Origin of the sequence: Roseitranquillus sediminis (assembly GCF_016918935.1) — a bacterium.
In the GTDB taxonomy this organism is placed as follows: domain Bacteria; phylum Pseudomonadota; class Alphaproteobacteria; order Rhodobacterales; family Rhodobacteraceae; genus Roseitranquillus; species Roseitranquillus sediminis.
Genome location: NZ_JAFFOB010000014.1, coordinates 165983 through 192769, shown reverse-complemented (window position 1 = coordinate 192769; position 26787 = coordinate 165983). Strand labels below are relative to the sequence as shown.

The 26787-nt window shown below is 67.4% G+C and carries 25 protein-coding genes; 15 read left to right on the top strand and 10 right to left on the bottom strand.

From position 1 onward, the window contains the following. The first annotated feature begins 256 nt into the window (after window positions 1–256). The gene (locus JM664_RS07735) at window positions 257–613 is read left to right on the top strand and encodes an energy transducer TonB (RefSeq protein ID WP_227419345.1); all 357 of its coding nucleotides are present in this window, start codon (window positions 257–259) and stop codon (window positions 611–613) included. 13 nt (window positions 614–626) lie between these two features. On the opposite strand, the gene JM664_RS07730 is transcribed toward JM664_RS07735, so the two are convergent. From JM664_RS07730 to JM664_RS07715, 4 genes are all read right to left on the bottom strand, one after another. After that, window positions 627–1316, bottom strand: coding sequence for a FadR/GntR family transcriptional regulator (locus tag JM664_RS07730; protein WP_227419344.1), 690 nt, complete (start codon window positions 1314–1316; stop codon window positions 627–629). 93 nt (window positions 1317–1409) lie between these two features. Next, entirely contained in the window at window positions 1410–2726 is a 1317-nt protein-coding gene (locus JM664_RS07725) for a TRAP transporter large permease (protein WP_227419343.1), read from the bottom strand. Beyond that, entirely contained in the window at window positions 2726–3292 is a 567-nt protein-coding gene (locus JM664_RS07720; protein ID WP_227419342.1) for a TRAP transporter small permease subunit, read from the bottom strand. Before JM664_RS07720 ends, JM664_RS07725 begins: the two co-directional genes overlap by 1 nt. A gap of 52 nt (window positions 3293–3344) precedes the next feature. Continuing rightward, a complete protein-coding gene (locus JM664_RS07715) occupies window positions 3345–4358 on the bottom strand; it encodes a TRAP transporter substrate-binding protein (protein ID WP_227419341.1) in 1014 nt (337 codons plus the stop codon). Window positions 4359–5004: 646 nt separating this feature from the next. Between JM664_RS07715 and JM664_RS07710 the strand changes: the two genes are divergently transcribed. Further along, the gene (locus tag JM664_RS07710) at window positions 5005–8598 is read left to right on the top strand and encodes a hydantoinase B/oxoprolinase family protein (RefSeq protein WP_227419340.1); all 3594 of its coding nucleotides are present in this window, start codon (window positions 5005–5007) and stop codon (window positions 8596–8598) included. Between the two features lie 691 nt (window positions 8599–9289). Here JM664_RS07710 and JM664_RS07705 read toward each other — a convergent pair. The 4 genes from JM664_RS07705 to JM664_RS07690 all read right to left on the bottom strand — a co-directional run bounded on the left by JM664_RS07705 (window position 9290) and on the right by JM664_RS07690 (window position 14087). After that, complete coding sequence (locus JM664_RS07705) at window positions 9290–10411, bottom strand: ABC transporter ATP-binding protein (RefSeq protein ID WP_227419339.1); 1122 nt, start codon at window positions 10409–10411, stop codon at window positions 9290–9292. 97 nt (window positions 10412–10508) lie between these two features. Beyond that, entirely contained in the window at window positions 10509–11660 is a 1152-nt protein-coding gene (locus tag JM664_RS07700; protein ID WP_227419338.1) for a carbohydrate ABC transporter permease, read from the bottom strand. Between the two features lie 13 nt (window positions 11661–11673). Beyond that, the gene (locus JM664_RS07695; protein ID WP_227419337.1) at window positions 11674–12651 is read right to left on the bottom strand and encodes a carbohydrate ABC transporter permease; all 978 of its coding nucleotides are present in this window, start codon (window positions 12649–12651) and stop codon (window positions 11674–11676) included. 86 nt (window positions 12652–12737) lie between these two features. After that, window positions 12738–14087 carry an ABC transporter substrate-binding protein gene (locus JM664_RS07690; RefSeq protein ID WP_227419336.1) on the bottom strand — a complete coding sequence of 450 codons (1350 nt, stop codon included), beginning with the start codon at window positions 14085–14087 and terminating at the stop codon, window positions 12738–12740. Window positions 14088–14281: 194 nt separating this feature from the next. Here JM664_RS07690 and JM664_RS07685 point away from each other — a divergent pair, with 194 nt between their 5' ends. The 10 genes from JM664_RS07685 (at window position 14282) to JM664_RS07640 (ending at window position 22031) form a co-directional block, all read left to right on the top strand. Beyond that, the gene (locus JM664_RS07685) at window positions 14282–15601 is read left to right on the top strand and encodes a GH1 family beta-glucosidase (RefSeq protein WP_227419335.1); all 1320 of its coding nucleotides are present in this window, start codon (window positions 14282–14284) and stop codon (window positions 15599–15601) included. Further along, window positions 15598–16566 (top strand): glucokinase, encoded by a 969-nt coding sequence (locus tag JM664_RS07680; RefSeq protein ID WP_227419334.1) that lies wholly within the window; start codon window positions 15598–15600, stop codon window positions 16564–16566. Before JM664_RS07685 ends, JM664_RS07680 begins: the two co-directional genes overlap by 4 nt. 120 nt (window positions 16567–16686) lie before the next feature. Then, a complete protein-coding gene (locus JM664_RS07675; RefSeq protein WP_227419333.1) occupies window positions 16687–16965 on the top strand; it encodes an STAS domain-containing protein in 279 nt (92 codons plus the stop codon). Further along, the gene (locus JM664_RS07670) at window positions 16962–17327 is read left to right on the top strand and encodes a response regulator (protein WP_227419332.1); all 366 of its coding nucleotides are present in this window, start codon (window positions 16962–16964) and stop codon (window positions 17325–17327) included. Before JM664_RS07675 ends, JM664_RS07670 begins: the two co-directional genes overlap by 4 nt. A gap of 11 nt (window positions 17328–17338) precedes the next feature. Continuing rightward, on the top strand, window positions 17339–19606 hold the full coding sequence (locus tag JM664_RS07665; RefSeq protein ID WP_227419331.1) for a chemotaxis protein CheA: 2268 nt from the start codon (window positions 17339–17341) through the stop codon (window positions 19604–19606). Between the two features lie 7 nt (window positions 19607–19613). Then, complete coding sequence (locus JM664_RS07660) at window positions 19614–20075, top strand: chemotaxis protein CheW (RefSeq protein ID WP_227419330.1); 462 nt, start codon at window positions 19614–19616, stop codon at window positions 20073–20075. A 5-nt stretch (window positions 20076–20080) separates the two neighbouring features. Then, entirely contained in the window at window positions 20081–20947 is an 867-nt protein-coding gene (locus JM664_RS07655) for a CheR family methyltransferase (RefSeq protein ID WP_227419329.1), read from the top strand. Between the two features lie 21 nt (window positions 20948–20968). Then, the gene (locus JM664_RS07650) at window positions 20969–21355 is read left to right on the top strand and encodes a response regulator (protein ID WP_227419328.1); all 387 of its coding nucleotides are present in this window, start codon (window positions 20969–20971) and stop codon (window positions 21353–21355) included. After that, a complete protein-coding gene (locus JM664_RS07645; protein WP_227419327.1) occupies window positions 21352–21693 on the top strand; it encodes a hypothetical protein in 342 nt (113 codons plus the stop codon). The genes JM664_RS07650 and JM664_RS07645 overlap by 4 nt, the downstream gene beginning before the upstream one ends. A 179-nt stretch (window positions 21694–21872) precedes the next feature. Further along, window positions 21873–22031: a YqaE/Pmp3 family membrane protein gene (locus JM664_RS07640; RefSeq protein ID WP_227419326.1), complete on the top strand. Its 159-nt coding sequence runs from the start codon at window positions 21873–21875 to the stop codon at window positions 22029–22031. A 34-nt stretch (window positions 22032–22065) separates the two neighbouring features. Here JM664_RS07640 and ndk read toward each other — a convergent pair whose 3' ends face one another. After that, on the bottom strand, window positions 22066–22488 hold the full coding sequence (ndk, locus tag JM664_RS07635) for a nucleoside-diphosphate kinase (RefSeq protein WP_227419325.1): 423 nt from the start codon (window positions 22486–22488) through the stop codon (window positions 22066–22068). A gap of 137 nt (window positions 22489–22625) precedes the next feature. Between ndk and JM664_RS07630 the strand changes: the two genes are divergently transcribed. From JM664_RS07630 to JM664_RS07620, 3 genes are read left to right on the top strand one after another with little or no spacing between them, the layout of a single operon-like run. Then, window positions 22626–24476, top strand: a complete 1851-nt coding sequence (locus JM664_RS07630; protein ID WP_227419324.1) for an ABC-F family ATP-binding cassette domain-containing protein — start codon at window positions 22626–22628, stop codon at window positions 24474–24476. Between the two features lie 34 nt (window positions 24477–24510). After that, window positions 24511–25176, top strand: a complete 666-nt coding sequence (locus JM664_RS07625; protein ID WP_227419323.1) for a MarC family protein — start codon at window positions 24511–24513, stop codon at window positions 25174–25176. Beyond that, window positions 25173–25748 carry a retropepsin-like aspartic protease family protein gene (locus JM664_RS07620; protein ID WP_227419322.1) on the top strand — a complete coding sequence of 192 codons (576 nt, stop codon included), beginning with the start codon at window positions 25173–25175 and terminating at the stop codon, window positions 25746–25748. The genes JM664_RS07625 and JM664_RS07620 overlap by 4 nt, the downstream gene beginning before the upstream one ends. Here JM664_RS07620 and JM664_RS07615 read toward each other — a convergent pair. Beyond that, window positions 25745–26734: a hypothetical protein gene (locus tag JM664_RS07615; protein ID WP_227419321.1), complete on the bottom strand. Its 990-nt coding sequence runs from the start codon at window positions 26732–26734 to the stop codon at window positions 25745–25747. The genes JM664_RS07620 and JM664_RS07615 overlap by 4 nt on opposite strands. Window positions 26735–26787: the final 53 nt, after the last annotated feature.

Genomic DNA, 26787 nt, shown 5'->3' with positions numbered 1-26787 from the left:
CGTGACCACCGCCACGTTCTCGGGCGTTGCTGCGTCCGGGAATCCTGCGCCATCTTCGGATGCCTTGCAGCCTCTGGAGCTGGCGGCAGTGCAGCCGCACGCCGCCCCTTCTCCGCAGGATCCCGCCGCAGGACCCGCAGTCGTTATCCCCGCCGGCGCGACCCCAGCCTCTCCTGTCCCGTCGCGGCCCCTCAGACCGGTCACCTCCACGGTGCCGGCGGCTGCGGGCGCCGCGCCGCCGCCGCGGCCCGAGAACTTGACGCGCACGGCAGAGGCTGCACCACCATCGCATGTCACCAAGCGAGCGGCGCGAGAGCCGGCCACGGGGGAAGCGACCGCCGCCGCGCCGGCCGGGCTGGAAGACTACAAGAAGCTCGTCCTCGTCAGGATCGCGCGCCAGCCGCGGCGCGCGACTGGCCTGCGCGGCAGCGCGGTCATCGGCCTCCGCATCGCCGGCAACGGCCGCGTCGCGGAGCTGAACGTGCAGCGCAGTTCCGGCTCGCCCCGGCTCGACGCGGTGGCCGTCGCACATGTCCGGCGCGCCGCGCCCTTCCCTCCGCCGCCCGATGGCATCTCCGTCACCGTCGTCGTCACCGTGGAAAGCGTCGGCTGACCTGATCCGGGCGCTAGCCGCCCAAACCCATGCTCCGCGACATCGTGTCGAGATGCTCGGCCATCACCCACCGCGCCGCGGCGGCGTCACGGTCCGCGATCGCGTCCACGAGTGCGTTGTGCTGACGGTGGAAGACCTCGACGCGATCCGGCGTGAAGCAGTCCGTCATCAGCGCCTGCCAGTCCGCATCGCCTCTTAGCTCCTCGAAACTCAGGTAAGCCGCCAGCAGGGCGCCGTTACCTGCGGTCCGAGCAATGGTGCGGTGCAGCAGGGCGTCCCACATCTCGCTCTCGTCGCTGTCGCGTGCCTCGTTGACGCGGCTGACGAGCGCGAGTAGCCGCCCCATGTCCGTTTCCGTCGCGCGCATGGCACAGAGGGCAGCAAGCGCAGGCTCAACGCAGAGTCGCGCAGCCATCAGCTCGCGTGGAACCGTACTCTCGGACCGTGCCATCGGGCTTGCCGTCCGCGCAGGTTCGGCAATTCGCATTCCGCGCGGCGTGCGGCGGAGCAGCCCCTCGAACTCGAGTACCTCGAGCGCCCGCCGCACGGCACGACGTCCGATGCCGAGCCTGCTGGACAAGGCGTCTTCACTGGGCAGCAGGCGGCTCGCGAAGGCAAAGTCCGTCTCGATCATGTGACGGATCCGGCAGACGGCGTGCGTGCCGCTCTCGTTGTCGGCGCGGTCGTCGGGTACTATGGGCAATGCAGGGCCCTCTGATCTGCGGTCGCACCATTCCTACGTGTTCGCCCCAAAGGTAGGAAGCCTGTTGCGCGAGAACAGGAAACTGCGCCCCTGTCAGCGCCCAGTGATGCCCGGCGCGATTATCAGGACCGCCACCGCAAGCGCCTGCAGACCGATGAACGGCAAAAGGGCTCGGAAGATGTCGCCAAGCGATATCTCGGGCGGCGCGACCGACTTGAGGTAGAAGGCGGCCGGCCCGAACGGCGGCGAAAGGAAGCTCATCTGCATGTTCATGCAGAAGACGACGCCGAACCAAACAGGGTCATAGCCGAGATCGATCACAATCGGCACGAAGATCGGCATGGTCAGCAGCGCGATCCCCACCCAGTCGAGGAACATGCCCAGCACAAAGAGGATCGCCATCATGAAGAGCAGCACGATCGTTCGGTTCTCGGAGATGCCGGTGATCAGGTCGCGCACGAAATCGATGCCGCCCATCAGGTTGAAGACACCGACCAGCGCCGACGCCCCGATCCCGATCCAGACAATCATGCCAACCGTCTGCAGCGTCTGCAGCGCCGCCCCGCGCATCAGCGCGTAGGAGAACTCGCCGCGGATCATCGTGGAAAGGGTGACGCCAAGCACGCCGACCGCAGAGGCCTCCGTCACGCTGGCGATGCCGCCGTAGATCGAGCCCAAGACGCCGATCACTACCAGGATGGGCAGGAACAGCCCCTTGAGCAGGCGCAGCTTTTCGGACATTGGCGGGCTCGGCCCCTCGACGGCCGGCGCGACGGCCGGATTGATCCACGCGCGGATCAGGACATACGCGGCGTAGAAGCCTGCGAGCATCAGGCCGGGCAGGAAGGCAGCCGTGAAGAGGTCTCCGATCGAGACGTTGGCGGTCAGCCCGTAGATGATCAGCACGATCGAAGGCGGCACCATGGTGCCGAGCGCCCCGCCCGCGCAGACCACGCCGATCGCGAGATTGCGGTCGTAGCCCAGCCGCAGCATTTGTGGCAGCGCTATGAGCCCCAGCAGCACCACCTCGCCGCCGATGATGCCCGACATCGCAGCCAGGATGACCGCGACCACGATCGTCTGCAGCGCGATCGCCCCGCGCAGGCGGCCGCCGACCAGGCGCATCGCGTCGAAGAGGTCGCGTGCGATGCCGGACCGGTCGAGGATCGCCGCCATCAGCACGAACATGGGCACCGAGACGAAGACGAAGCTCGAGACGAAGGTGTAGACCCGGCTGGTGATCAGCGGCACCGCCATCGGGCCGAACCAGCCGAGCGCGAAGATCAGCGCGACGAGCAGCGTGACGAAGGCGAGCGGGATGCCGGTGACGAGCAGCACCAGCAGCAACACGAACATCAGGCCAGTGGCGGTACCGATCTCGAGCTGCGCGAAGCTGCCGAAGATCTCCATCAGCGGCGACCGCGGGCGTAGTTCCACGCCAGCACGGCGAATTGAACCGCCAGAACCGCCAACGCCACCATCAGGAACACCTTGATCAGACCCGGATAGACCGGATCCCAAGCGCTTCCCGACCGCTCGAGCCGGAAGCTGCCGTCCGGGCGGAATGCCGCGCGCTCGACCATGAGCCAGGCCGCCCACGCGAACATCGCGGAGGAGAGGCAGCAGACGACGGAAATCACGACGTCGAAGGTCCGCCGCCAGCGCGGACCGAGCCAGTCATAGATCAGGACGACCCGGATGTGGCGGTCCCGCGCGGCCGTGTAGAGCCCGCCATAGATGAAGGCCATGCCGCAGAGAAAGATCGTCGTCTCGTGCGCCCAGACGGTCGGCGAGTTGAAGACGTAGCGCAGCACGACTTCCTGGATCAGGATCAACATCGCCACCACGATGCCCGCCGCAAAGAGCCATCCGCCGCGGTCAATCCAGCGCCCGAGCGCCCCCGCCTGCGGCACGGGTCCCGCGGCGGCGCCTGTCAGGTCTTCGTCGCTGAGGCCAGTGTGAGGATGCTCGTCCATGCTGCGAACCCTGACGCGGCGAGGGGCGGGACAGGCCCGCCCCTCGCGTCACTCAGTTCATGAGGCCTTGATCGCGCAGGTAGCCGGTCAGCGTGTCGTATACCTTCTGCGCGTTCTCCGACCGCTCGGCCACCGTCTGCCATTCGCCCGTCGCGATCTCCCGGAAGCGGGCGCGCTCCTCGGCCGGCCAGTCGTGGATGGTGATCTCGCCCGACGCCTCTGCCTCCGCCACCGCAGCCTGGTCGGCCTCCTCGAGTGCGGCCACCTGTCGCTGCGCGAAGTCCTGGACCGACGCCTCGAGCGCTTGCTTCAGGTCGTCGGGCAGCGCGTCCCACTTCTCCTTGTTCATCGAGATCTCGACCAGCGGCATCGAGTGGAAACCGGGATAGACCGGGTGCCGCGCCACGTCATGCAGGCCCTGCGCCTGATTGGTCGAGAAGACGCTGTAGTCCGCCGCATCGATCACGCCCTTGTCGAGGGAGGTGAACACTTCCGAGCCAGGCAGGTTGACGGGTGCCGCGCCTGCGGCGGCGAAGACCTGCTGCACCAGCCCCTCGGGCGCCCGCATCTTCAGGCCCTGCAGATCGTCCACGCCCTCGAGCGGCACGTCGGAGACAAACGCCTCGAGACCGGGCGTCGTGGCGCCGATGAAGTGCAGGCCATAGGGCTGCACCAGCTCGTTCATCAGCTCCTTGCCGCCGCCCTCCTGCATGAAGGTGAACATCTCCTGCGGATCCGACCACGCGCCAACCGGGTTGGCGATCAGGCCGAAGGCCGGGTCCTTGCCGGCGAAGTAGCTGGTGTCGGTGATGTGCCCGTCGAGGATACCCGCCGCGATGGCGTCCTGCGTCTCGTTGTGGGCGACGATGGATTCGACCGGCAGCAGCTCGATCTCTACGCGGCCGTCGGTACGCTCGGCCACGTCCTCGGCCCACGTCTGCTGCAGGATGAAGTTCGGGTTGCCCGCCGGGTCGGACGACTGGAAGCGGAACGTGTGCTCCTGCGCCCAGGCGCCGGTGGCGGCCGTCGTCAATGCCGCAAAGGCAAGTGTCGCGTACTTGGTCATCATTCTCCTCCACTCTTGCATCCGGCCACTCCGAGCCGTTCGTGTTTGCGGCGCGCATGAGCGTCCCTGCGTCGCCTGACTGAAGCCGACGGCGCGCCGTGCGTCAACGTACAACCCCTTGTCCCACCGCCGAGGGAAGCGCTGTCACGATGGACGGGAACGCCAAGATCAACGCAGGCGCGCCGCCAGAAGCGCTCGGCGACAGGTCGAACCCACCGACCCACGCGGAGAGGTTTCGCTGCAGCCCCGAGGAGGTCGTCACCGCCTCGACCAGTCCCGTGGCCAAGCCTGCGGGATCTCGGCCGAATCGACCTGCACCGGCGCGGCGTCGGTGGCCTGCGCGAGCTCTGCGAGATTGAGCGTTGTATGCGCCAGAGCGCAGCCTCTTCAGGTCCGCCCACCAACTGGACCTCGCCTGCGGTCTGGAGATCTCGCGCCGGTCGTGCGACCGCGAACCGCAGGATTTTCTGCGTGTGGGGAAACCCAGTCGATGTCGGGCGGGGGCATATTCTATCCTTGGCAAGCGCGGGTGTCGCGGCCGGCGCCGCCGCTACGATCAGCATTGGTCCTCTCGCCTCGTTGGTCTTGCCCTGGCACGGCGCAACGTTAAGGGACGAACGCGAGCAGGTTTGCGAGGACTGGCGCGATGCCCGAGGCGAAATGGCAGTTCATGGTCGACCGCGGCGGCACCTTCACCGACCTCGTCGGCCGCGCGCCCGACGGCACGCTGCACACGATGAAGCTGCTCTCGGAGAACCCCGGCCTCTACGAGGACGCCGCGGTCGAGGGCATCCGCCGAATGATGGGCATCGACGGCGCTTTTCCTGCGGGTGGCATCGGCGCGGTGAGGATGGGTACGACGGTCGCCACCAACGCGCTCCTCGAGCGCAAGGGCGAGCCGACGCTCCTGCTCATCACGCACGGCTTCGCCGATCTCCTCCGCATCGGCACGCAAGCCCGCCCGCGGCTCTTCGACCTGCACATCCGCCTGCCCGAGCTGCTCTACGCAGAGGTGGCCGAGGTGCCGGAGCGGCTCGACGCGCGGGGCGAGGTCATCAAACCGCTCGACGACGATGCCGCCCGCACCGCCCTCGAGGCCGCGTACGGACGAGGTCTGAGGTCGGTCGCCATCACCTTCATGCACGGCTACCTCAATCCGGCGCATGAGAAGCGGGTCGGTGAGATCGCCCACGACGTCGGCTTCACCCAGATCACGCCCAGTCACGAGGCGAGCAAGCTCATCAAGCTCGTCGGCCGCGGCGACACGGCGGTGGTGGACGCCTACCTCACGCCGGTCCTGCGACGCTACGTTGACCGGGTCGCGGGCGCGATCGACGTCGGTGGCGCCTGCGAGCGGCTGTTCTTCATGCAGTCGAGCGGCGGCCTGACCGACGCCACCCTCTTCCAGGGACGCGACGCCATTCTCTCCGGACCCGCGGGTGGCGTTGTCGGCATGGTCAAGACCGCCGAGGCGGCAGGCTTCGGCCGGCTGATCGGCTTTGACATGGGGGGCACGTCCACGGACGTCTGCCACTATGCCGGCGCCTACGAGCGGTCGTTCGAGACGGAGGTCGCGGGCGTCCGGATGCGCGCGCCGATGATGCACATCCACACGGTCGCCGCAGGCGGTGGATCGATCCTGTCGTTCCGCGAGGACCGATACCAGGTGGGCCCCGAAAGCGCAGGCGCCGATCCCGGTCCGGCCTGCTACCGCCGCGGCGGCCCCCTGACGGTGACGGACTGCAACGTCATGCTGGGCAAGCTCTCGCCCCGCCATTTCCCGGCCGTGTTCGGACCCAAAGGCGACCAGCCGCTCGACGCGGGGATCGTGCGCGAGAAATTCGCGGCATTGGCGGCCGAGATCGCCGAAGCCACCGGCCGCGAGCCGCTCAGCCCCGAGGAGACCGCCGAGGGCTTCCTGCGCATCGCCGTCGGCAACATGGCGCAGGCCATCAAGAAGATCAGCGTCGAGCGCGGCTACGACGTCACCCGCTACACGCTCAGCTGCTTTGGCGGCGCGGGCGGCCAGCACGCCTGCCAGGTGGCCGACGCGCTCGGGATGCGGCGAGTCTTCGTGCATCCATTTGCCGGTGTCCTCTCCGCCTTCGGCATGGGCCTCGCCGACATCCGGTCGCTACGCGAGGTGCAGTTCCAGCGACCGCTTGCCGAGATCGAAGTGGCGCGGGCCGAGATCAACCGGCTGATCATCGACGCGCGTGACGAGGTTGTGCACCAGGGCGTACCGCAGGAGGCGGTCGAGACGGTGTCGCGGGCGCACCTCCGCTATCACGGCTCACAGCGCAGCCTCGACGTCCCTTTCGGTCCTGGCGACGAGATGGCCCGCGCCTTCGCCGACGCGCACCGCGCCCGCTTCGGCTTCGCGCCCGAAGGGCGCGAGCCCGTCTTCGACATGCTCGAGGTCGAGGCCATCGGCCGAACCGACGACGCCACCGCACCCGCCCCGCCCTCGGAAGGCGAGTTGGAGCCGATCGACGATGTCGAAGTGGTCTTCGGCGGCGAACGGACCGTCGTCCCGCTCCACGACCGCGCCCTCCTGCTTAACGGCGCTTCCGTGCCGGGGCCCGCGATTATCGTAGAACGGACCGGGACGAACGTCATCGACCCCGGCTGGACCGCCCGGATCGACGCGCACGGCAACCTGGTCGTCGAGCGGACCGAGGCGAAACGCGACGAGCGGGCGCTGGGCACCGAGGCCGACCCGATCATGCTGGAGGTATTCAACAACCTCTTCATGTCGATCGCCGACCAGATGGGCGCCACCCTCGCCAACACCGCCTACTCAGTGAACATCAAGGAGCGCATGGACTTCTCCTGCGCGCTCTTCGACGGCGAAGGCAACCTCGTCGCCAACGCGCCGCACGTTCCGGTCCACCTCGGCTCGATGTCCGACAGCGTCCGCACCGTCGCACGCCTGAACGCCGGCGCCATGCGCCCCGGCGACGCCTTCATGCTGAACGCGCCGTTCAACGGCGGCACCCACCTGCCCGACGTCACCGTCATCACGCCCGTCTTCGACGGCGGCGAGATCATCTTCTACGTTGGCTCCCGCGGGCATCACGCCGATATAGGAGGCCGCACCCCAGGCTCCTCTCCCCCCGACAGCACACGAACCGAGGACGAGGGCGTGCTGATCGACAACTTCAAGCTGGTCGAGGGTGGCCGCCTGCGCGAGGCCGAGACGCGGGCGCTCCTCGGCTCCGGCCCATGGCCCTGCCGCGACATCGACCAGAACATGGCCGACCTCGAGGCGCAGATCGCCGCCAACGCCACCGGCATACGCGAGCTCGGTCGAATGATCGACACCTTCGGCAGCGACACGGTGCTTGCCTACATGGTGCACGTCCAGGCCAACGCCGAGGCCTCTGTGCGCCGTGTCATCGGCCGCCTGACTGACGGCACCTCCACCTATCCGCTGGACGACGGCTCCGAGATCTGCGTCACGCTCTCGGTCGACACCGGGGCCGGCGAGGCTGTGATCGACTTTACCGGCACCTCGCCCCAGCACCCGCGCAACTACAACGCGCCCGCCGCCATCGTGAAGGCGGTCACGCTCTATGTCTTTCGCACGCTGGTCGGCCGCGACATCCCGCTGAACGAGGGCTGTCTCAAGCCGCTGCGCCTGATCCTGCCCGAGGGCTCGATGATAAACCCGCGCCCCGGCGCGGCGGTCATCGCCGGCAATACCGAAGTCAGCCAGGCGATCGCCGACTGCCTCTTCGGCGCGCTCGGCGTGATCGCCGGCAGCCAAGGCACGATGAACAACTTTGTCTGGGGCAACGAGCGGTTCCAGAACTACGAGACCATCGCCGGCGGCACCGGCGCCGGTCCCGGCTGGCACGGCGCGTCCGGCGTTCACTCCCACATGACCAACACCCGCATGACCGACCCCGAGGTCCTCGAGACCCGCTTCCCCGTTCGCGTCGAGCGCATGGCCCTCCGCCGCGGCTCAGGCGGCGCCGGCGAATGGTGCGGCGGCGACGGCATTCACCGCATCGTTCGCTTCCTCGCCCCCGTCACCGTCACCACCCTCAGTTCGCATCGCGAAGTTCCACCCCCAGGCGCCCACGGCGGCGAGCCGGGCGCCTGCGGCGAGAACACAGTGCTCAGGGCGGATGGCGCGCGCGAGGTGATGCCGGGGAATTCCGAGTCGCAGCTGGAGGCAGGAGACGCATTCGAGATGCTGACGCCAGGAGGCGGAGGTTGGGGCGCGGCTGACTAGGGCGATACCGCCGCGACTGTGGAATCCACGTCGACGAAGAACAGGATCAGCGCGCCGCCGCTGATCGCGATTGCCAAGGCGTGCAGAGCGTTGGCAAGGAGCTGCTACCGGACCGATGCCGGCGACTCTTCCAGATACGGGTGGTCCCACATCAAGACCTGCTTCGAGCTAGCTCCGGCCAAGGCGTAGTTCGTGAGATACGCGGTGGCAGTGCCAATCACCGCCGCTCCAGCTCCATCGGCAAACCAGCGCAGTGGCATAGAGAGTGCCAACGGATCCAGTCTTTCGTCAGGCGAGGTCGCCAAGCTGCCCACGAAGGTCAGTAGTGCGATCGCACTCCCGCCATTCAGTACCAGCAGAGCGCGAAGGGCCGAGAGCGCAGACTGCCTGGCCGCCTCATTTGCGCGACAGAGATCCTCGAACGCCCGCCCATGCGTGCGGTTAGCAAGTGATGCGCTCAAGTGGCTGGACGTTCTGCCTGCGACATCCGGTTCGTCCACGTGCCGACAACTATCTATTACGCTGCCCGACCGAAGGTTCGCAGTGTGCATCCACGAATTTCAATAGAGGCGCTGCTTGTAGTCGCCCGCACTAGCGCCTCGAGCGGTCAACCCTGCCTCCGCGAGCACTGCTCCTACAACGCGACCAGAGTGCCGTCCCGCGCCCCGAAATCCGCTGCCTGCCGCTGCCGCTAGTGCGGCTGGGCGGCGATCTTCTGGTGCGGCTCGTGGCGGTAGAGGAGCGATTGTTCCTTGTGGAAGACGTGGACCTTGGAGGGATCGGCGGCGAGCTTGACGACCTTGCCGCGCAGATCCTTGTGGATGCCGGGCAGCTTGGCGATGACCGGTGCGGCGCCGTCGACGCGCTCGTAGTAGAGGATCGTCACCTCGCCCAGGGCCTCGGTAATGTCGACCTTGCCCTCGAAGATCGGCTCGCCCTCGGTCTCGAGGAAATCCTCGGGGCGGACGCCGACGTTGACCTGCATCCCTTCGTCGCCGGGTTGGCTGGGATAGTTCGAAACCGCAGTACCGCCGGCCTTCATTCGGACCGTCGTGGTGGTGCCGGTGCCCACGATCTCACCCGGCAGCAGGTTCATGGAGGGAGAGCCGATGAACTGCGCCACGAACTCGTTCTGCGGCCGCTCGTAGAGCTCGAGCGGCGAGCCCACCTGCGCGATCCCGCCGCCGGCCAGCACGACGATGCGCGTGGCGAGCGTCATCGCCTCGACCTGGTCGTGGGTGACGTAGATCATCGTCGAGTCCGGCATCGCCTCCTTGAGCTGGGCGATCTCGATACGGGTGGCCACTCGCAACGCGGCGTCGAGGTTCGAGAGCGGCTCGTCAAAGAGATAGACCTTCGGGTCGCGCACGATCGAGCGCCCGATCGCCACCCGCTGCCGCTGTCCGCCGGACAGCGCCTTGGGCAGACGGTCGAGGTAGGGGTCGAGCTGGAGGATACGCGCGGCCTTGCCAACCGCCGCGTCGATCTCCTCCTTCGACTTCTTGGCGATCTTGAGCGCGAAGGCCATGTTGTCGCGCACGGTCATGTGCGGATAGAGCGCGTAGGACTGGAAGACCATTGCTATGCCGCGCTGCGCCGGGGGTACGTCGTTGACCACCTGCCCGTCGATGGTGAGCGTCCCACCGGTGATCCGCTCGAGCCCGGCGATCATCCGCAGCAGCGTCGACTTACCGCAGCCGGACGGTCCGACGAAGACAATGAGTTCACCGCGCTTGATGTCCAGGTTGATGTTCGACAGGACCTTGACGCTGCCATAGGACTTCTCGACGTCCTTCAGGACGAGATCGGCCATGTCATTTCCTCCCTCATGTTCCATTCGCCGCGCCCGGTAAGTCCGGACGTCTGGCCGAGGCCGGATCGCCTCGTGCTATGTCTGGCGGTCAAGCCGCTCACTTCACCGATCCTGCGAGCAGACCGCGGACGAGGTAGCGCTGCATCGTGAAGAACACGATGAGTGGCACCGCAATCGAGACGAACGCCGCCGTCGCCAAAATACCCCAGTCGCCTCCTCGCGAGCCGAGCAGGTCGTCGGCAATCTTTACCGTCATCACCTTGCTCGCGTCGTCGGAGGGCAGGAACACCTTCGCTACCAGCAGGTCGTTCCAGGTCCAGAGGAACTGGAAGATCGCGAAGGCGGCGAGCGCCGGGAAGCTGAGCGGCAGGATGATCTTCGTGAAGACCTGGAAATCCGTCGCGCCGTCGACCTTGGCGCTCTCGATGATGTCGCGCGGCAGGCCGACCATGTAGTTTCTGAGCAGATAGATCGCGAGCGGCATGCCGAACGCGGTGTGCGCAAGCCAGATGCCGAGAAAGCTCTGGCCGATGCCGATCGCGTTGTGCAGCCTCAGCATCGGCACGAGTGCCAGCTGCAGCGGCACGACGAGAAGGCCGACGACCGCGGCGATCAGCAGCCCACGTCCGGGAAAATCCATCCACGCCAGCGAATATGCCGCGAAGGCCGCGATGAGGATCGGGATGACCGTCGCCGGGATGGTCACCGTAAGCGTATTGATGAAGGCAAGGTCCATGTTGTCGGCCGTCAACACGGTCCGGTAGTTGTCGAGCGTGAACTCCGGCGGCGTCTCGGCCTCGAAATAGACCGTGGGCGGTCGTCGCGGCTCCTCCGCCGCGGTGAAGCGGTAGGTGCCGTCGGAATTGACCAGCAGCGTCTCGCCGTCCCCGAGATCGACCTCCTCGCCGGCGACGTAGGCCGCGGGCTGCGTCCCGCGGTTGCCGAAGGCGGTGATCTCGCCGGAGCCCTCGCCAAAGGTCTGCGCAAGTGCGGCATCCTCGGCGAAGAGATTACCCTCGTAGATCCAGAGTCCGTCCTGCTGAACAGGCTCCGACGCGGCGCGACTGCGGAAGGTCAGGTCCACCGCGAACGGCGCCTGCCACCAGCCGGAGACCGAGATCTGGTCGCGGTCACGGAAGGACGAGACGAAGAGCCCGACGGTCGGGATCAGCCAGAGAACCACGATGACGAGGACAGTGATGTTGACGGCCCAGCCCAGGCTGGATTTGGAGCCTGCGATGTTGTCCATTTCCCTCTCCCCCTCAGCGCAGTTCCCTGCGCGCCTGAACGATGTTCCAGATCATCACCGGCAGCACGACGATCATGATGACGAAGGCCACCGCGGTCGCGATGCCGTCGTCGCGGAACATGTAGTCCATCATGAAGCTAGGCAGGATCTCGGTGTCGAACTCGCCGCCGGTCATCGTGTAGACGATGTCGAAGACCTTGAGCACGAGGATGGTGATCGTGGTCCAGACGACCACGATCGTCCCCATGATCTGGGGCACCTTGATCCTGAAGAAGATCTGGAACGGGTTGGCGCCGTCGATGATGGCGGCCTCGACTGTCTCTTCAGGGATGCCGCGCAGCGCGGCCGACAGGATTACCATGGCGAAGCCGGTCTGGATCCAGATCAGGATGACCATGAGGAAGAAGTTGTTCCAGAACGGCACCAGCATCGGGTCAATTACGCCGAGGCCGAAGAAGTCGCGGATCGCGTTGATCAGGCCGATGTCGGGATCGTTGGCGTAGACGAACTTCCAGATCAGCGACGCGCCGACGAAGCTGATCGCCATCGGCATGAAGATCAGCGACTTGGCGATGTTGCCCCAGCTGAGCCGGTCGGTGAGCTGCGCGATGACAAGCCCGAGGAAAGTAGACGCCGCCGGCACCACCAGCACCCAGAGCAGGTTGTTGAAGAACGCGACCTGGAAGTCGCCGCTGGTGAACAGCGCCTGATAGTTGCCGAAGCCGATGAACTCATTCCCGGCGCGGTTGTAGAGCGACCGCCAGAACGAGCCGATCACCGGATAGACGAGATAGAGCCCGAGCGCGAAGATCGCCGGAAACATGAAGAGCCACGGCCGCACCGCGTTGGCGCGGTTGATGTTGCGCGAGATGTTCTCTCCGCGCGCCGGGAAGATCACTTTGTCGAGCAGCAGGTTCGAAAGGTAAAAATATCCGACGCAGCCGCCAACCCCGACGACGATCGTGACAAGACCCGCGATGATCGGGTTCATGCAAGCTCCCCCCTCTTTCTATGGCCCCCGCAATCGTGCTGCGAAGGCCCTCCGCGTACGTCGGCCGGCCGTTCGGCCGGTGGGCCTCACTGGATGCTGTCCCAGCGCTGCTGAATGCTGCTTGCGACCTCGCTGGCGTCGGCGCCGGTCGTGTAGTCCACCATGCCGCTCCAGAACGCGCCCGCGCCGATCTCGCCCGGCATGAGGTCGGAGGCGTCGAAGCGGAAGGTCGTCGCGCTGGTCAGGATCTCGTTGAGGTTGCGCTGCACGTCGCTGGGGAATACGGCCGGATTCGCTTCGCCATAGGGCGTGAGGAAGCCGGACTGCGCCATCCAGATCTCGTGCGCGATCGGCGTCTGCAGGAAGTCGATGAAGGTCCGCGCGACCTCGCTGTCCTGCGTGATCGCAAAGAGCGTTCCGGCGCCCAGCACCGGCCGCCCCAGATCCTCGCTCTCGTAGGCCGGCAGGTAGAAGAAGTCGGCGTCGAGGCCGACTTCGGTCCCCTCGGGGAAGAAGGTGGGGATGAAGGTCGCCTGCTTCAGCATGTAGCACTCGGGCGGGAACGTGAAGAGACCCGTGGGGCTGTCGCGGAAGTCGGTCGTCGCCGCAGCCTGACGTCCGCCGGCCACGCGGCCATCCTCGAGGAAGTAGCCATATTCCTCGATCGCGCGAACCACCCGCTCGTCATCGAACGGGATCTCGTTCGAGACCCACTGGTCGTAGACCTCGGGCGGGTTGACGCGCAGCATCATGTCCTCGACCCAGTCCGTCGCCGGCCAGCCCGTCGCGGCGCCGGAGCCGAGGCCGACGCACCAGGGCGTCCCGCCGTCGTCGACGATCTGCTCGGTCAGGGCCTTGAGATCCTCCATCGTCTCCGGGATCTCGTAACCCGCCTCCTCGAAGGCCTCGGGCACGTACCAGACGATCGATTTCACGTCGATCTTGTAGGGGAAGGCATAGAGCGCCTCCTGCCCGTCGGGACCCGGGAAGGTCGCGAGGTCGACCCAGCTCTCGCCGGCCGCGTAGTTCTCGGCGATCCAGTTGGCTGTGTCATCCTCGAGCGGCGCGAGGGCGCCGCGGCTCGCGAGGTCGGCCGCCAGGCCCGGCTGCGGGAACACCGCCATGTTCGGCGCCGAGCCGGCCTCGGTCGAGATCACGATGTCCTGCTCGAAGCTGTCGGAGCCCGAGTAATTGACGGTCGCGCCGGTCGCCTCTTCGAAGTAGTCGATCACGCTCTGGAACAGGTCGTTGTCCGGCCCCGTCCAAGGCCCCGTGATGCTGAGCGTCTCGCCGCTGTGGTCGTTCTGCGAAGAGAACTCGTCGAAGCTCTGCCAGTTGAACTCGCCCTCGCCGATCGGAAACGTCAGGTCTTGGGCGTGAGCCATCCCGGCCGATAGCGCCGCCGTTGCAACGCCGGCGATCAGTGCACGTCTCATAGGTGTCCTCCCTTGTCGTTGTCTCGGCGGCGCAACTTTCGTGCTGCGCCTGGTTGCCCGAGCGTTGCCGAAGCCTCTGAGATAGTCAACGCGCGACATCGAGCCACTTCGGTCGCAAGGCGAAGGGGCTTTCGGCTGGACTCTCGTCGGCGGCGGACGCTACGCCAGAGATCGGATCGGCACCCGGAGGCGTAATGGACTTCACGCGCGCGGACTTTCCCGAAGGCTTTCTCTTCGGCGCCGCAACGTCGAGCTATCAGATCGAGGGCCACGCCAGGGGCAACGCCGGATCGACCCACTGGGACACGTTCGCCGCGACGCCCGGCAACGTGGTGCGGGCCGAGAACGGAGCGCTCGCCTGCGACCACTACTCTCGCTGGCCGGAGGACCTGGACCTGCTGGCGGCGGCGAACCTCGATGTCTACCGCTTTTCCACCAGTTGGGCGCGCGTACTCCCAGAGGGGCGCGGGCAGCCGAATGCCGAAGGGCTCGACTTCTACGAGCGGCTCGTTGACGGGCTACTGGAACGGGGACTGAAACCCGCGGCAACTCTCTACCATTGGGAGCTTCCCTCCCCCCTTGCCGACCTCGGCGGCTGGCGCAACCGCGATATCGCCGGCTGGTTCGCCGACTTCACGGAGGTGATCATGGGCCGGATCGGCGACCGCCTCTGGTCCGCCGCGCCGATCAACGAGCCCTGGTGCGTCGCGTGGCTGTCGCACTTCCTCGGACAGCACGCGCCGGGCATGCGTGACATCCGCGCGACCGCACGGGCGATGCATCACGTTCTGCTGGCGCATGGCCGGGCGATCGAGACAATGCGTGGGCTGGGGATGGAGAACCTCGGCGCCGTCTGCAATTTCGAGTACGCGCAGCCTGCCGACGAGAGCGACGAGGCGCGGCGCGCGGCGGCACTCTACGACGCCTATTACAACCGCTTCTTCCTCTCCGGCATCTTCCGCAAGTCATACCCCGAGGAGCTGATGGAGGGCCTCGCCCCGCACCTGCCCGAGGGCTGGCAGGACGATTTCGACGTGATCGGGCAGCCGGTGGACTGGGTGGGCGTCAACTACTACACACGCAAGATCATCGCGCCCGACGATGGCCCCTGGCCGTCGCACCACGAGGTTCCGGGTCCGCTGCCCAAGACGGCCATGGACTGGGAAATCTATCCCGAGGGCCTGCGCCACTTCCTGCACCACTGCAACGAGCATGCCGGCGGACTGCCCATCTACGTGACCGAGAACGGACTGGCCTCGCCCGACGAGGTGCAGGGCGGCGGGGTCGACGACCGGCAGCGTGTGGAGTTCCTCCAGGCGCACCTCGCGCAGGTCCGGCAGGCGATCGCGGAGGGGGTGCCGGTCGCCGGCTACTTCGTCTGGTCGCTGCTCGACAATTACGAGTGGGCGCTCGGCTACGAAAAGCGGTTCGGGCTGGTGCACGTCGACTTCGAGACGCTCGAGCGGACGCCGAAGCGCTCGTTCCGCGAGCTCTCGCAGGCGCTGGCGCGATGAGCGACGGGGCACTCGTTCTCGTCGCCGACCTCGGCGGGACGAACACGCGCGTCGCCCTCGCCCGCGGCAAGACGGTCCTGCCCGAGACGGTCGAGAGGTTCCTAAACGCCGGTTACGACGGGATCGACCGGATCCTCGCCGACTACCTCCGTGCCAGCGAGCACGCCGGCGAATGCCGCGGCGCCTGCGTCGCCGTGGCGGGCCCGGTTCATGACGGCCGCGCCAGGATCACGAACCTCGGCTGGGTGATCGACCGCGACACGGTCGGTCGCGCGACCCGGGCCGGGACCGTGGCGGTGCTGAACGACCTTCAGGCGCAGGGCCACGCGATCGGTCACATCGACCAGTCGCAGCTCACGTCCATCTTCGAGGGAGAGGCGGCGGATCGTCTTGCGACCAAGCTTGTGGTCGGCATCGGGACGGGCTTCAATGCGGCGCCGGTCTACGACACCGAGAGCGGGCGCTTCGTGCCTGCCGCCGAGGCGGGCCACGCAAGCCTGCCGGTGCGCACTGACGCGCAGGTGCGGCTCGCCCGCTTTGTCGAAAGCGCCCACGGCTTCGCAGCCGTCGAGGACGTACTCTCCGGCCGTGGACTAGAGCGCGTCTATGCCTGGCTCGGTGAAGAGGCAGGCGACGCGCGCTCGCAGACCGCCCGGGGCATCACGGCGTCCTGTGCCAGCGGCGACGATCCGCGGGCCGAGGCGGCGGTGCGGACCTTCTCGCAGATGCTGGGCGTCGTGACGGGCGACCTCGCGCTCAACTACCTTCCGTTTGGCGGCATCTTTCTGGTGGGCGGCGTGGCGCGCTCGTTCGCACCCTACCTGCCGCGGATGGGCTATCGCGAGGCCTTCCGGGACAAGGGCCGCTTCGCCAGCTTCATGGACACCTTTTCGGTGACGGTCGTCGAGGACGATTATGCGGCTCTGACCGGCTGCGCCACGCATCTCGCGCAGCTCATGGTCTGACGCGGCAAAAGGTCAACCTTCCGTAACCCGGCCTTAACGCGGCGCCCCGTATCGCTCCCGCCGGAGCCTGAGACGGGGATGCTCGATGACACGTGCCATGCAGGAACGCGAGGGGCCGCAATGACGACGCGCCTCTCCCTTGCGGTCAAGCTGGACCAGAAGGCGGCTATTGCGCTGGCCGACGAGTTGCGCGGCCAGCGCGGCGCCGATCTCGACCTCGATGCCGCCGCGAGCCGCCACATCGGCAGCCTCGCCGTCCAGGTGATCGTGTCCGCTGCCAGGACATGGGCCGCCTCGGGTCACGCGCTGAGGCTGGTCAATGTCAGCGACGCTTGCGTGGAGCAGCTCGGCCTCCTCGGCTTCACGCCCGAGGGCCTCGTCGAAGGAGCGACAGCATGACCCGCACAGTTCTCGCCGTGGACGACAGCCGCACGATGCGCGACATGTTGCGCCTCGCGCTGACCGAAGTCGGCATCAAGGCGCACTTCGCCGAAGACGGCGTCCACGGGCTGGAAGTCCTCGAGGGGCTCGAGCCGGACGCGATCATCACCGACATCAACATGCCGCGGATGGACGGCTTCGGCTTCATCTCCGCCGTGCGCAAGCGGCCGGAGTACCGCGGCGTGCCAATCCTGGTGCTGACGACCGAGAGCGCGCCGGAGCTCAAGCAGCGGGCTCGCGAGGCCGGCGCGACGGGCTGGATCGTCAAGCCCTTCGATCCTGCAAAGCTCGTCCGCGCCATTGACATGGTCGCCGGCTGAAGGAGTCGACGATGGCCGACCCGATGGAAGAGATCCGCGCCTCGTTCTTCATCGAGTGCGAAGAGCTGCTCGAAGCGATGCAGGACGGCTTGCAGATGCTCGAGGACGGCGCGGCCGACGGCGAGACGATCAACGTCGTCTTCCGCGCAGTCCACTCGATCAAGGGCGGCGCCGGTGCCTTCGGGCTCGACGCGCTGGTGGCCTTTGCCCACACGTTCGAGACGGCGCTGGACGGCGTCCGGTCGGGCAGGATCGATGTCGACGGCGACCGGCTGAAGCTCTTCTTCCGGTGCGGAGACCTGCTGGCGGACCACGTCCGCGCTACACGCGACGGCGAGACATTGGAGACGGCGGCGCACGAGCAGGTCGTTGAGGCGCTCGAGGCGCTGGGCGGCGATCTTGAGGAGGAAGAGATCGGAGACTTCCAGCCCATGGCGATGTCGCTCGACCTGCCGGGGCTTGGCAGCGACGGGGATCTGCCTGACCTCGGGAGCCTCGGCGGGCTGCCGGACCTCGACTTCGGCATGGACTTCGGCGAGGGAGGCGCGACGGCCTCCGGCGCCTGGCTCATCCGCTTCGCGCCAAAGGACGAGCTCTACTCGACCGGGAACGAGCCGCTCTACCTGCTGCGCGCCCTCGCCGACCTGGGCGAGGTCGAAGTGACCGCCGACACCGATCGTGTGCCGGACCTTGATGCGCTCGACCCGGCGGCGGCCTGCATCTCGTGGACCATACTGTTGACGGCAGATACCGACGAGGCGACGATCCGCGAGGTCTTCGACTTCGTCGACGGCCTCTGCGAGCTCTCCATCAAGACGGCCGCCGACGATGCGCAAAGCAATGCCGATGCGCTCGGCGAGGCTGACCTGCCCCTGCTCGACCTTCCAGTCGCCGAGGTGGAGCCGGAGCACGACGCGCCCGCCGCTCCCACTCCGGAGCCGGAGCCGGTAGCCGTGCCGGAGTCGGTTGCAGTGCCGGTGGCGGTCGCACTTGCACCTCCCTCCACGGCGACACGACCCGCCCTCACCGCGGCACCTTCCGCCGCCAGCGACAGAAAGCCCACCGCCCCTCACGCAACGGTGCGCGTCGACCTTGAGCGGATCGACCGGCTGGTCAATCTCGTGGGCGAGCTCGTCATCAACCAGGCGATGCTGTCGCAGTCGGTGCGCGAGGCCGGCGTGCCGCAAACCTCTCCCGCTTCGAGCCGCCTCGACGAGTTTCTGCAGCTCACGCGAGACATCCAAGAATGCGTGATGATGATCCGCGCGCAGCCGGTCAAGTCGCTCTTCCAGCGGATGGGCAGGATCGTGCGCGAGGCCGCGGCGGCCGTCGGCAAGGACGTGCGCCTGCACACCGATGGCGAGGCGACCGAAATCGACAAGACGGTGGTCGAGCTTCTGGCCGAGCCACTCATGCACATGATCCGCAACGCCGTGGATCACGGGCTGGAGAAGACCGAGGCGCGGATCGCTGCTGGCAAGTCGCCCGAGGGGCTGGTCACGCTGAGCGCCGGCCACAGATCGGGCCGTGTTGTCATCGAGATCGGCGACGACGGCGCCGGCATCAATCGCGCACGTGTGCTGAAGAAGGCCATCGAGAAGAAGCTCATCCCCGCGGATGCGCAGCTCACCGAGAGCGAGATCGACAACCTGCTCTTCATGCCAGGGTTCTCGACGGCGGCCGAGGTCACCAGCATCTCAGGCCGTGGCGTCGGGATGGACGTGGTCAGGACGGCGATTGTCTCGCTCGGCGGTCGCATCTCGATCACGTCGCGCGAGGGCGCGGGCACGACCTTCTCGATCTCGCTGCCGCTGACCCTCGCCGTGCTCGACGGCATGGTCGTGCGGGTCGAGGAGGAGACGCTGGTCATTCCGCTGGCGGCCATCGTCGAAACCCTAACGCTCAATTCGACAGATGTGCGGACGCTGGGGCCCGAGACGCAGGTCGTGCGGGTCCGCGATGCCTTCCTGCCGCTCCTCGATCTCGGCACCGAACTCGGCTACCGGACACCGCGCGGCGACTATTCAGGCGCCATCGTCCTGCTCATCACGCAGGAAGACAACTCACGCACCGCGCTCGTCGTCGACGCGATCGAGGACCAGCGGCAGGTCGTCATCAAGGGCCTGCACGACAGCTACGGCCACGTGCCGGGCGTCGCGGCGGCCACCATCCTCGGCGACGGGCAAATCGCGCTGATCCTCGACCCGATCGATCTGATCGCCAATGCCAGCGGCCGCAGCAGAATTTCCACCCGGGCCGAACTGGCCCTCGCAGGATGACCATCCGATGAGCACCGAAAAGCAGAAAAGCGCCGCGGTCGAGCTGCTGTCGTTCCGCGTCGGAGAGCAGGAATACAGCGTCGACATCATGTCGGTGCGCGAGATCCGCGGTTGGACCCGTGCGACGACGCTGCCGCATTCGCCGGCCTATGTCCGAGGTGTAATCAACCTGCGCGGGACCGTGCTGCCGGTGATCGACCTCGCGACGCGGCTCGGCCTGCCGCGGGGCCAGGTGACGGACCGCAACGTCATCATCGTGGTCGACATCGCGGGCCGCACGGTTGGCCTGCTGGTGGAGGCCGTCTCCGACATCCTGACCGTTCCGCAGGATGATCTGGCGCCGCCGCCGTCGCTCGCCGCTGACGAGGCGCAGACCTTCATCAAGGCGCTGACCATCGTCGATGGCCGCATGATCCGGGTCCTCGACCTCTCGTCGGTCATGCCGACGGCCGCAACGATCGCTGCTTGAGCCTGATGCAGGCGGCACCTGAGATGCGCCAGACAGCACTGGCGCGGGCGACGTTCGACCGCATCGCGGCGCTGGCGGCGCGCGAAGCGGGGCTGATGATCCCACCGACCAAGCTCGCCATGGTGCAGTCGCGCGTCTCACGCCGGATGCGCGCGATCGCCCTCACCGACTTCGACGCGTATGTCGACCTTGTCGAGCGGGAAGACGGTGCGAGCGAGCGTCGCCAGATGATCTCTGTGTTGACGACCAACGTCTCGCATTTCTTTCGCGAAATTCACCATTTCGAGATGCTGAGGAACGAGATCCTGCCCTCGCTGCTGGCGCGCGCGGCCAGCGGCGGGCGCGTGCGGATCTGGTCGGCCGGCTGCTCCAGCGGACAGGAGCCCTGCTCGATCGCCATGGAGATCCTGCGCCTCGACCCGTCGGCGGGCCGGCGCGACATTCGAATCCTGGCGAGCGACATCGACCCCGTGATCCTCAAGGCCGCGCGCGAGGCGACCTACGGCGGTGACGCGATGAAGGGCGTAAAACCCGCCGACCGTGAGCGCTTCTTCGAGCGCGTCGGCGACATGTTCCGCGCCCGGCCCGCCTTGAGAGAGCTCGTCGTCGTCCGGGAGCTGAACTTGCTGGCGGACTGGCCGATGCGCGGGCGCTTCGACGTGATCTTCTGCCGCAACGTGGTGATCTATTTCCACGAGGAGACGCAGCGAAAGCTGTGGCCCCGCTTTCGCGAGGCGCTCGCACCGGGCGGAACGATCTTTGTCGGCCATTCCGAACGTATCCCGGAGCCGGAGAAGCTCGGCCTCCGAGGCCTCGGCGTGACCGCCTACGGGCTGGATGCACCCGGCCACCAACCCTCCAACCGCCGCTAATCGAGCAAGAAGGAAAACAAGATGGCGCTTCGGGATCAACTGCGCATCATGGTCGTCGACGACATGTCGACGAGCCGGGGCCTCATCACCCAGGCCCTCGACTCCATGGGAATCCGCAACGTCGTGACCGCGGCGGATGGGCCGTCCGCGCTCAAGACCCTCGAGAAGTCGCCGGTGCACCTCGTCATCTCGGATTTCAACATGCCAGGCATGAACGGTCTGCAGCTGCTCCACGCGCTGCGCAGCGGCGCGAAAACCGCCCGAGTCGGCTTCCTGCTCATCACCGGGCGGGCAGACCGCGAAATCATCGACACCGGGCGCAAGCTCGGGATGAACAACTTCGTCAAGAAGCCATTCGAGGCCGCCGGTCTCCGCTCGGCGATCGAGGCGATCGTGGGCCGGCTGTGACGCAGGCGGAAGATGATGCTCTCCGGGACCTCATCGCCGCCATCGCGGACGAGCTCGCCCGGCTTGCAAGTACCACCCACCAGATCGGGGAGAGGATCGGGGACCTGACGCGCAGCGGGGTTGTGACTCGCGGCGCGGCTGTCGATCTCCAGGAGGTCGACCGCCTGCATCAGACCCTGTGCGACCTCGGCGCCATCCTGAGAGGTGTCGCCGACGGCAACCTGCGGGACCGCAACCTGCAGGGACTGGAGCGCCACGCGCGCATGAAGTCAGTGGCCTCCCGACTCGCCAGCCAGCCGGTGGCCGATGCCGATTCCGGGGAACTCACGCTGTTCTGAAGGACGACCGCGATGAACTCGCAGACACCGCCGATTCAAACCTCGCCGGAGCGTGTGCCTCCGGCACCCACCAAGCCGCCGGCTCCGTTTCGCTATCGCGACTGGGCCGACATCTGACGCGCTCCGCGGAACTGCCGCGAGCCTCGCGCACTTGGCCAGAGTGGGAAGAGGAGACACGGGTGGACCTGATCCGCATCATCGTCGCGATACTGCTGCCGCCGCTGGGGGTGTTCCTCCAGGTCGGGCTCGGCAAGCATTTCTGGATAAACATCGTACTGACGCTGCTGGGCTACATCCCCGGCATCGTGCACGCGGTCTGGGTTATCGCGAAGAAGTAGCGCGGCGGCCCACCGGCCACCGCGCAGTAGAGTTTCAGCCGACGATCTCGAGCGCGGAAAAGAAGAACGCAATCTCGTCCGCCGCAGTCTCGGGCGCGTCCGAGCCGTGGACTGAATTCTCGCCGACGGACTCGGCGAACTCCGCTCGGACGGTGCCGGCGGCCGCGTCGGCGGGGTTGGTCGCGCCCATGACCTCACGATTCTTCGCGATCGCGCCCTCGCCTTCGAGCACCTGCACGACGACCGGACCGGAGGCCATGAACTCGGTCAGTTCGTCGTAGAAGGGACGCTCGGCGTGGACCTTGTAGAACTCGCCCGCCTGCGCCTTGGTGAGGAGGACGCGCTTCTGGGCAACGATGCGCAGGCCCGCCTCCTCGAACTTGGCGTTGATCTTGCCGGTCAGATTGCGCTTGGTCGCATCGGGCTTGATGATGGACAGGGTGCGTTCGGTCGCCATTGCAGGGCCTCGTCTCGTGATGGTGGAGCGTCGCGCTCGCGGGTCGGCGATCCCCTAGCATGGGGTCCTTGCGGAGGAAAGCCGTCGCACCGCGCGGCGGAATTGACACGCACGCGCGGCTGGGACACATCGCGCTCATGCTCCGCATCGACGACATCAGCTTCTCCATCGCCGGACGTCCTCTGTTCGAGGGTGCGTCCGCGGCCATACCGTCAGGGCACAAGGTGGGCGTCGTTGGCCGCAACGGCACCGGCAAGACCACGCTCTTCCGCTTGATCCGCGGAGAGCTCACCCTCGACGGCGGCTCGATAGGCGTGCCGAAGGGCGCGCGCATCGGCGGAGTGGCGCAGGAGGTGCCGTCGTCCGAGACTTCGCTCCTCGACACCGTGCTCGCGGCCGATGCCGAGCGGCGAGAGCTGATGGCCGAGGCGGAGCGGACAGCGGACCCGAACCGGATCGCCGAGGTGCAGACGCGGCTCGCCGACATCGACGCATGGTCCGCCGAGGGGCGCGCCGCGTCGATCCTCAAAGGCCTGGGCTTCTCGGAGGCGGAGCAGGCGATGCCCTGCTCGGCCTTCTCCGGCGGCTGGAGGATGCGAGTGGCGCTGGCGGGCGTTCTGTTCTCGGCCCCCGACCTGCTGCTGCTCGACGAGCCCACAAACTACCTCGATCTCGAGGGTGCACTTTGGCTCGAAAGCTATTTGGCGCGCTATCCACACACCGTCCTCGTGATCAGCCACGATCGCGGTCTGCTGAACCGCGCGGTTAGTTCGATCCTGCACCTCGAGGATCGCAAGCTGACGCTTTACCAGGGCCCCTACGACACCTTTGCCGAAACTCGCGCCGCGCGCATCGCGGTGGCCGAGGCCGAGGCCCGCAAGCAGGAGGCGCGGCGGGCGCACTTGCAGAGCTTCGTCGACCGATTTCGCGCCAAGGCATCGAAGGCCGTGCAGGCGCAGTCCCGCCTCAAAATGATCGCGCGGATGAAGCCGATCACGACGCCGCAGGAGGCCGCGCTCCACCGCTTCAGCTTCCCCGAGCCCGAGGAGCTGTCGCCCCCCATCGTCAACCTGCGGGGCGCGAGCGTCGGATATGACGGTCGGGCGGTGCTGCGCGGGCTCGACCTCCGGATTGACCAGGACGATCGGATCGCGCTGCTCGGCCGCAACGGCGAGGGCAAGTCCACGCTGTCGAAGCTGATCGCGGAGAAGCTCGATCCGATGGACGGCGGCATCGTCCGCTCGCGCAAGCTGCGCATCGGCTACTTCGCACAGCACCAGCTCGACGAGCTGCACGCGGACGAAACGCCGCTCGACCACCTGCGCCGCCTGAGGCCCGAGGAGGCGCCGGCGCGGCTGCGCGCGCGGCTCGCGGGCTTCGGCCTGACCGCCGACCAGGCGGACGTGGTGGTGGGGCGACTGTCGGGCGGCCAGAAGGCGCGGCTGTCACTGCTGATCGCCACCATCGATGCGCCGCACCTGCTGATCCTCGACGAGCCGACGAACCACCTCGACATCGAGAGCCGCGAGGCGCTGGTCGAGGCGCTGACTGCCTATTCCGGCGCCGTGATCCTCGTCAGCCACGACATGCACCTCCTCTCCCACGTCGCCGACACCCTCTGGCTGGTCAGCGGTGGCGAGGTGCATCCGTGGGTGCGCGACCTAGACGCGTATCGCGAGCATCTGCTCGCCGACCGCGAGCCGCCGTCGCGCAAGCCTGCGCCGGAAAAACCCAAGCGGCCGTCGCGCGACGCCATCGCCTCCCTCAGGCAGGAGGCGCGGACGGCCGAGCAGCGTGTCGCAAAGCTCGAGCAGATGCGCGACACGCTGGCCTCGCGACTCGCCGATCCGGCTGTCTACGAGGCCGAGCGGCTGTCGCAGGCCGAGGTCTGGCAAAAGAAGTACGCCGAAGTAATGCAGGCGCTCGACCGAGCCGAGGCGCTCTGGGTCGCGGCGGTCGAGCGGCTGGAGGAGGCCGGGGCGGCGTGACGGCCGGGCGGCCGCGGGCGCTATCGGTCGCGCCATGACCACGCCCGAGCTTCTCTCGGCGTTCGCCACCCTCTTCCTCGTCATCGATCCTATCGGATTGGCCCCGCTCTACGTCGCGCTGACGGTGGGTCGCACGGCGGCCGAGCGGCGCGAGATCGCGTTGAGGAGCTGCGGGATCGCGGCCTTCGTGCTGGTGCTCTTCGGTTTCCTCGGGGCCGACCTCCTGCAGTTCGTCGGCATCTCGATGCCCGCCTTCCGCATCGCCGGCGGCGCGCTCCTGTTCCTGACGGCCCTCGACATGCTCTTCGAGCGGCGCAGCAAGCGGCGGGAAGGCCAGGCGGAGGGCGAGCGCAACGCGGACGACCCGTCCGTCTTTCCGCTGGCCACGCCGCTCATCGCCGGGCCGGGCGCCATCGCGGCGATGATCCTGCTGAGCGGGGCCGCCGAAGACCCGTCGCTCGTCGACCGCCTGATGCCCCAGCTGGTGATGCTGGCCGTCATCGCGCTGGTCTTCGCCATGTTCATGGCCGCTGGGCTGATCGAGCGTCTGCTCGGCGCGACAGGCATCGAGGTCGTGACGCGCCTGCTGGGAATGCTCCTCGCCGCGCTCGCGGTGCAATTCATCCTGGACGGACTGGCCGATTTCGGCTTCGCCGCACCTTTTGCGGGCGCGGTCGAGGTCGCATATGGAAGGCCATGAGCGGATACGATGTCGGCCACGTCGCCTATCTGGTCCTGCTGCTGATCCTCGTCGGCGGCTGGCTGGCGACCCGTCGAACCAACCTTCGGCAGCTCCTCCGCCACGCATCGAGCTGGGCGGTGATCTTCACGCTCGCCATTGTCGGCGCCAGCCTCTGGACTGACATCCGCCGCGACCTGCCGAGCCAGGCGACGGTCACCCAGAGCGGCGCCATCGAGGTGGCGCGCGCCTATGACGGGCACTACTACCTGACGCTTGGCGTGAATGGGACACCCGTGAACTTCATGGTCGACACCGGCGCGACCGACATCGTGCTCAGCCGCCATGACGCCGAACGCGCGGGGATCGACGCCGACCGCCTGATGTTTACCGGACGCGCGGGCACGGCCAACGGCACGGTCGCCACCGCCCCCGTGCGGCTCGACGAGCTGACGCTGGGGCCGCTGGCTGACCACGACGTGCGGGCGCAGGTGAACGCGGGCGAGATGGACTTGTCGCTGCTCGGCATGGCCTACCTCCAGCGCTTCGCCCGCATCGAGATCACCGGCGACCGTCTGGTCCTGGAGCGCTAGCCCGACCCCCTGGTCGGTTCGAGCCAGAGTTCCAGCGTGCCCTCGCGCGGCTTGCCGCCGTAGTAGCCGGTGAAGTCCTCCAGACTGACCTCGTCTCGATAGCCGGCGTCGGCGAGGATGCGGTTCACGTCCGAGACCAGCCGCGCGGCTCGGTCGGCGTCCGAGTCGAAGAAGTAGCGGACCTCGTGCATCCCGGCTGCGACGGACGTCCGCTCCGCGCCCGGCATCGTGTACCCGATCTCGCCGAGCGCAGCCAAGATTTGCTCCGCCACGCCCCGCTCGACGCCCGCAAACTGGAGGTAGACCGTGCCGGACGCGCCGGCAGGCGCTTCACGCTCGGCAGGCGACGGGCTGTCTTGCGTGGAGCTCAGCTCGATATCCTCATAGGAGTAGAGCGCGAGGTCGTTTGGCTCCGAGCCGCCCACGCGGTCTTGCAGGTCACGGACGCTGGCGCTGATCTGGTCCATCCAGTTCGCGACGCGCTGCAGGTCGGCGGCAAGCACGTCGACGCTGCCGGCGCCGGCCACTTCCTGCTGGATCCGCACCCCGAGCGCCTCGAGCTGCGCCTCCGCTTCGCTTAGCGATTGCGTGATGCCTTCGAGTCGCTCATCTGTCGCCTGCGCGACGGCCTCGACCCGGCTCTGGTCCTGCGCAAGCCGGTGCTCCGTGGATACGAGAAGCTGCTGTCTCTGGCGCTGGAACTCTTCGGCGGCCGTCATGCGCGCGACCAGTTCGGATAGCTGCCGCTCGGCATCCGACGCGGCGCGGTTTGCTGCTTCGATTGCCGGTCCGACCTCGTCCCGCGCGATCTCTTCGGCGAGATCGTTGAGGCCCGCGATCACGTTGTAGCCGAAGAAGCCGAGCACGGCGAGGGCGACTGCCCACGCCACGCGGTAGAAGCGAAAGAGCCGGTCGCGCACCTGCCCCTCGACCCGTTCGGACAGCCGGCGCTCGATCAGTTCCAAGGAATTCTGGTCGACATCCATCCGCTCGGCTCCCAGGACACTGTCAGCCGGACCGGCCGGCACGCCCCTGCGCG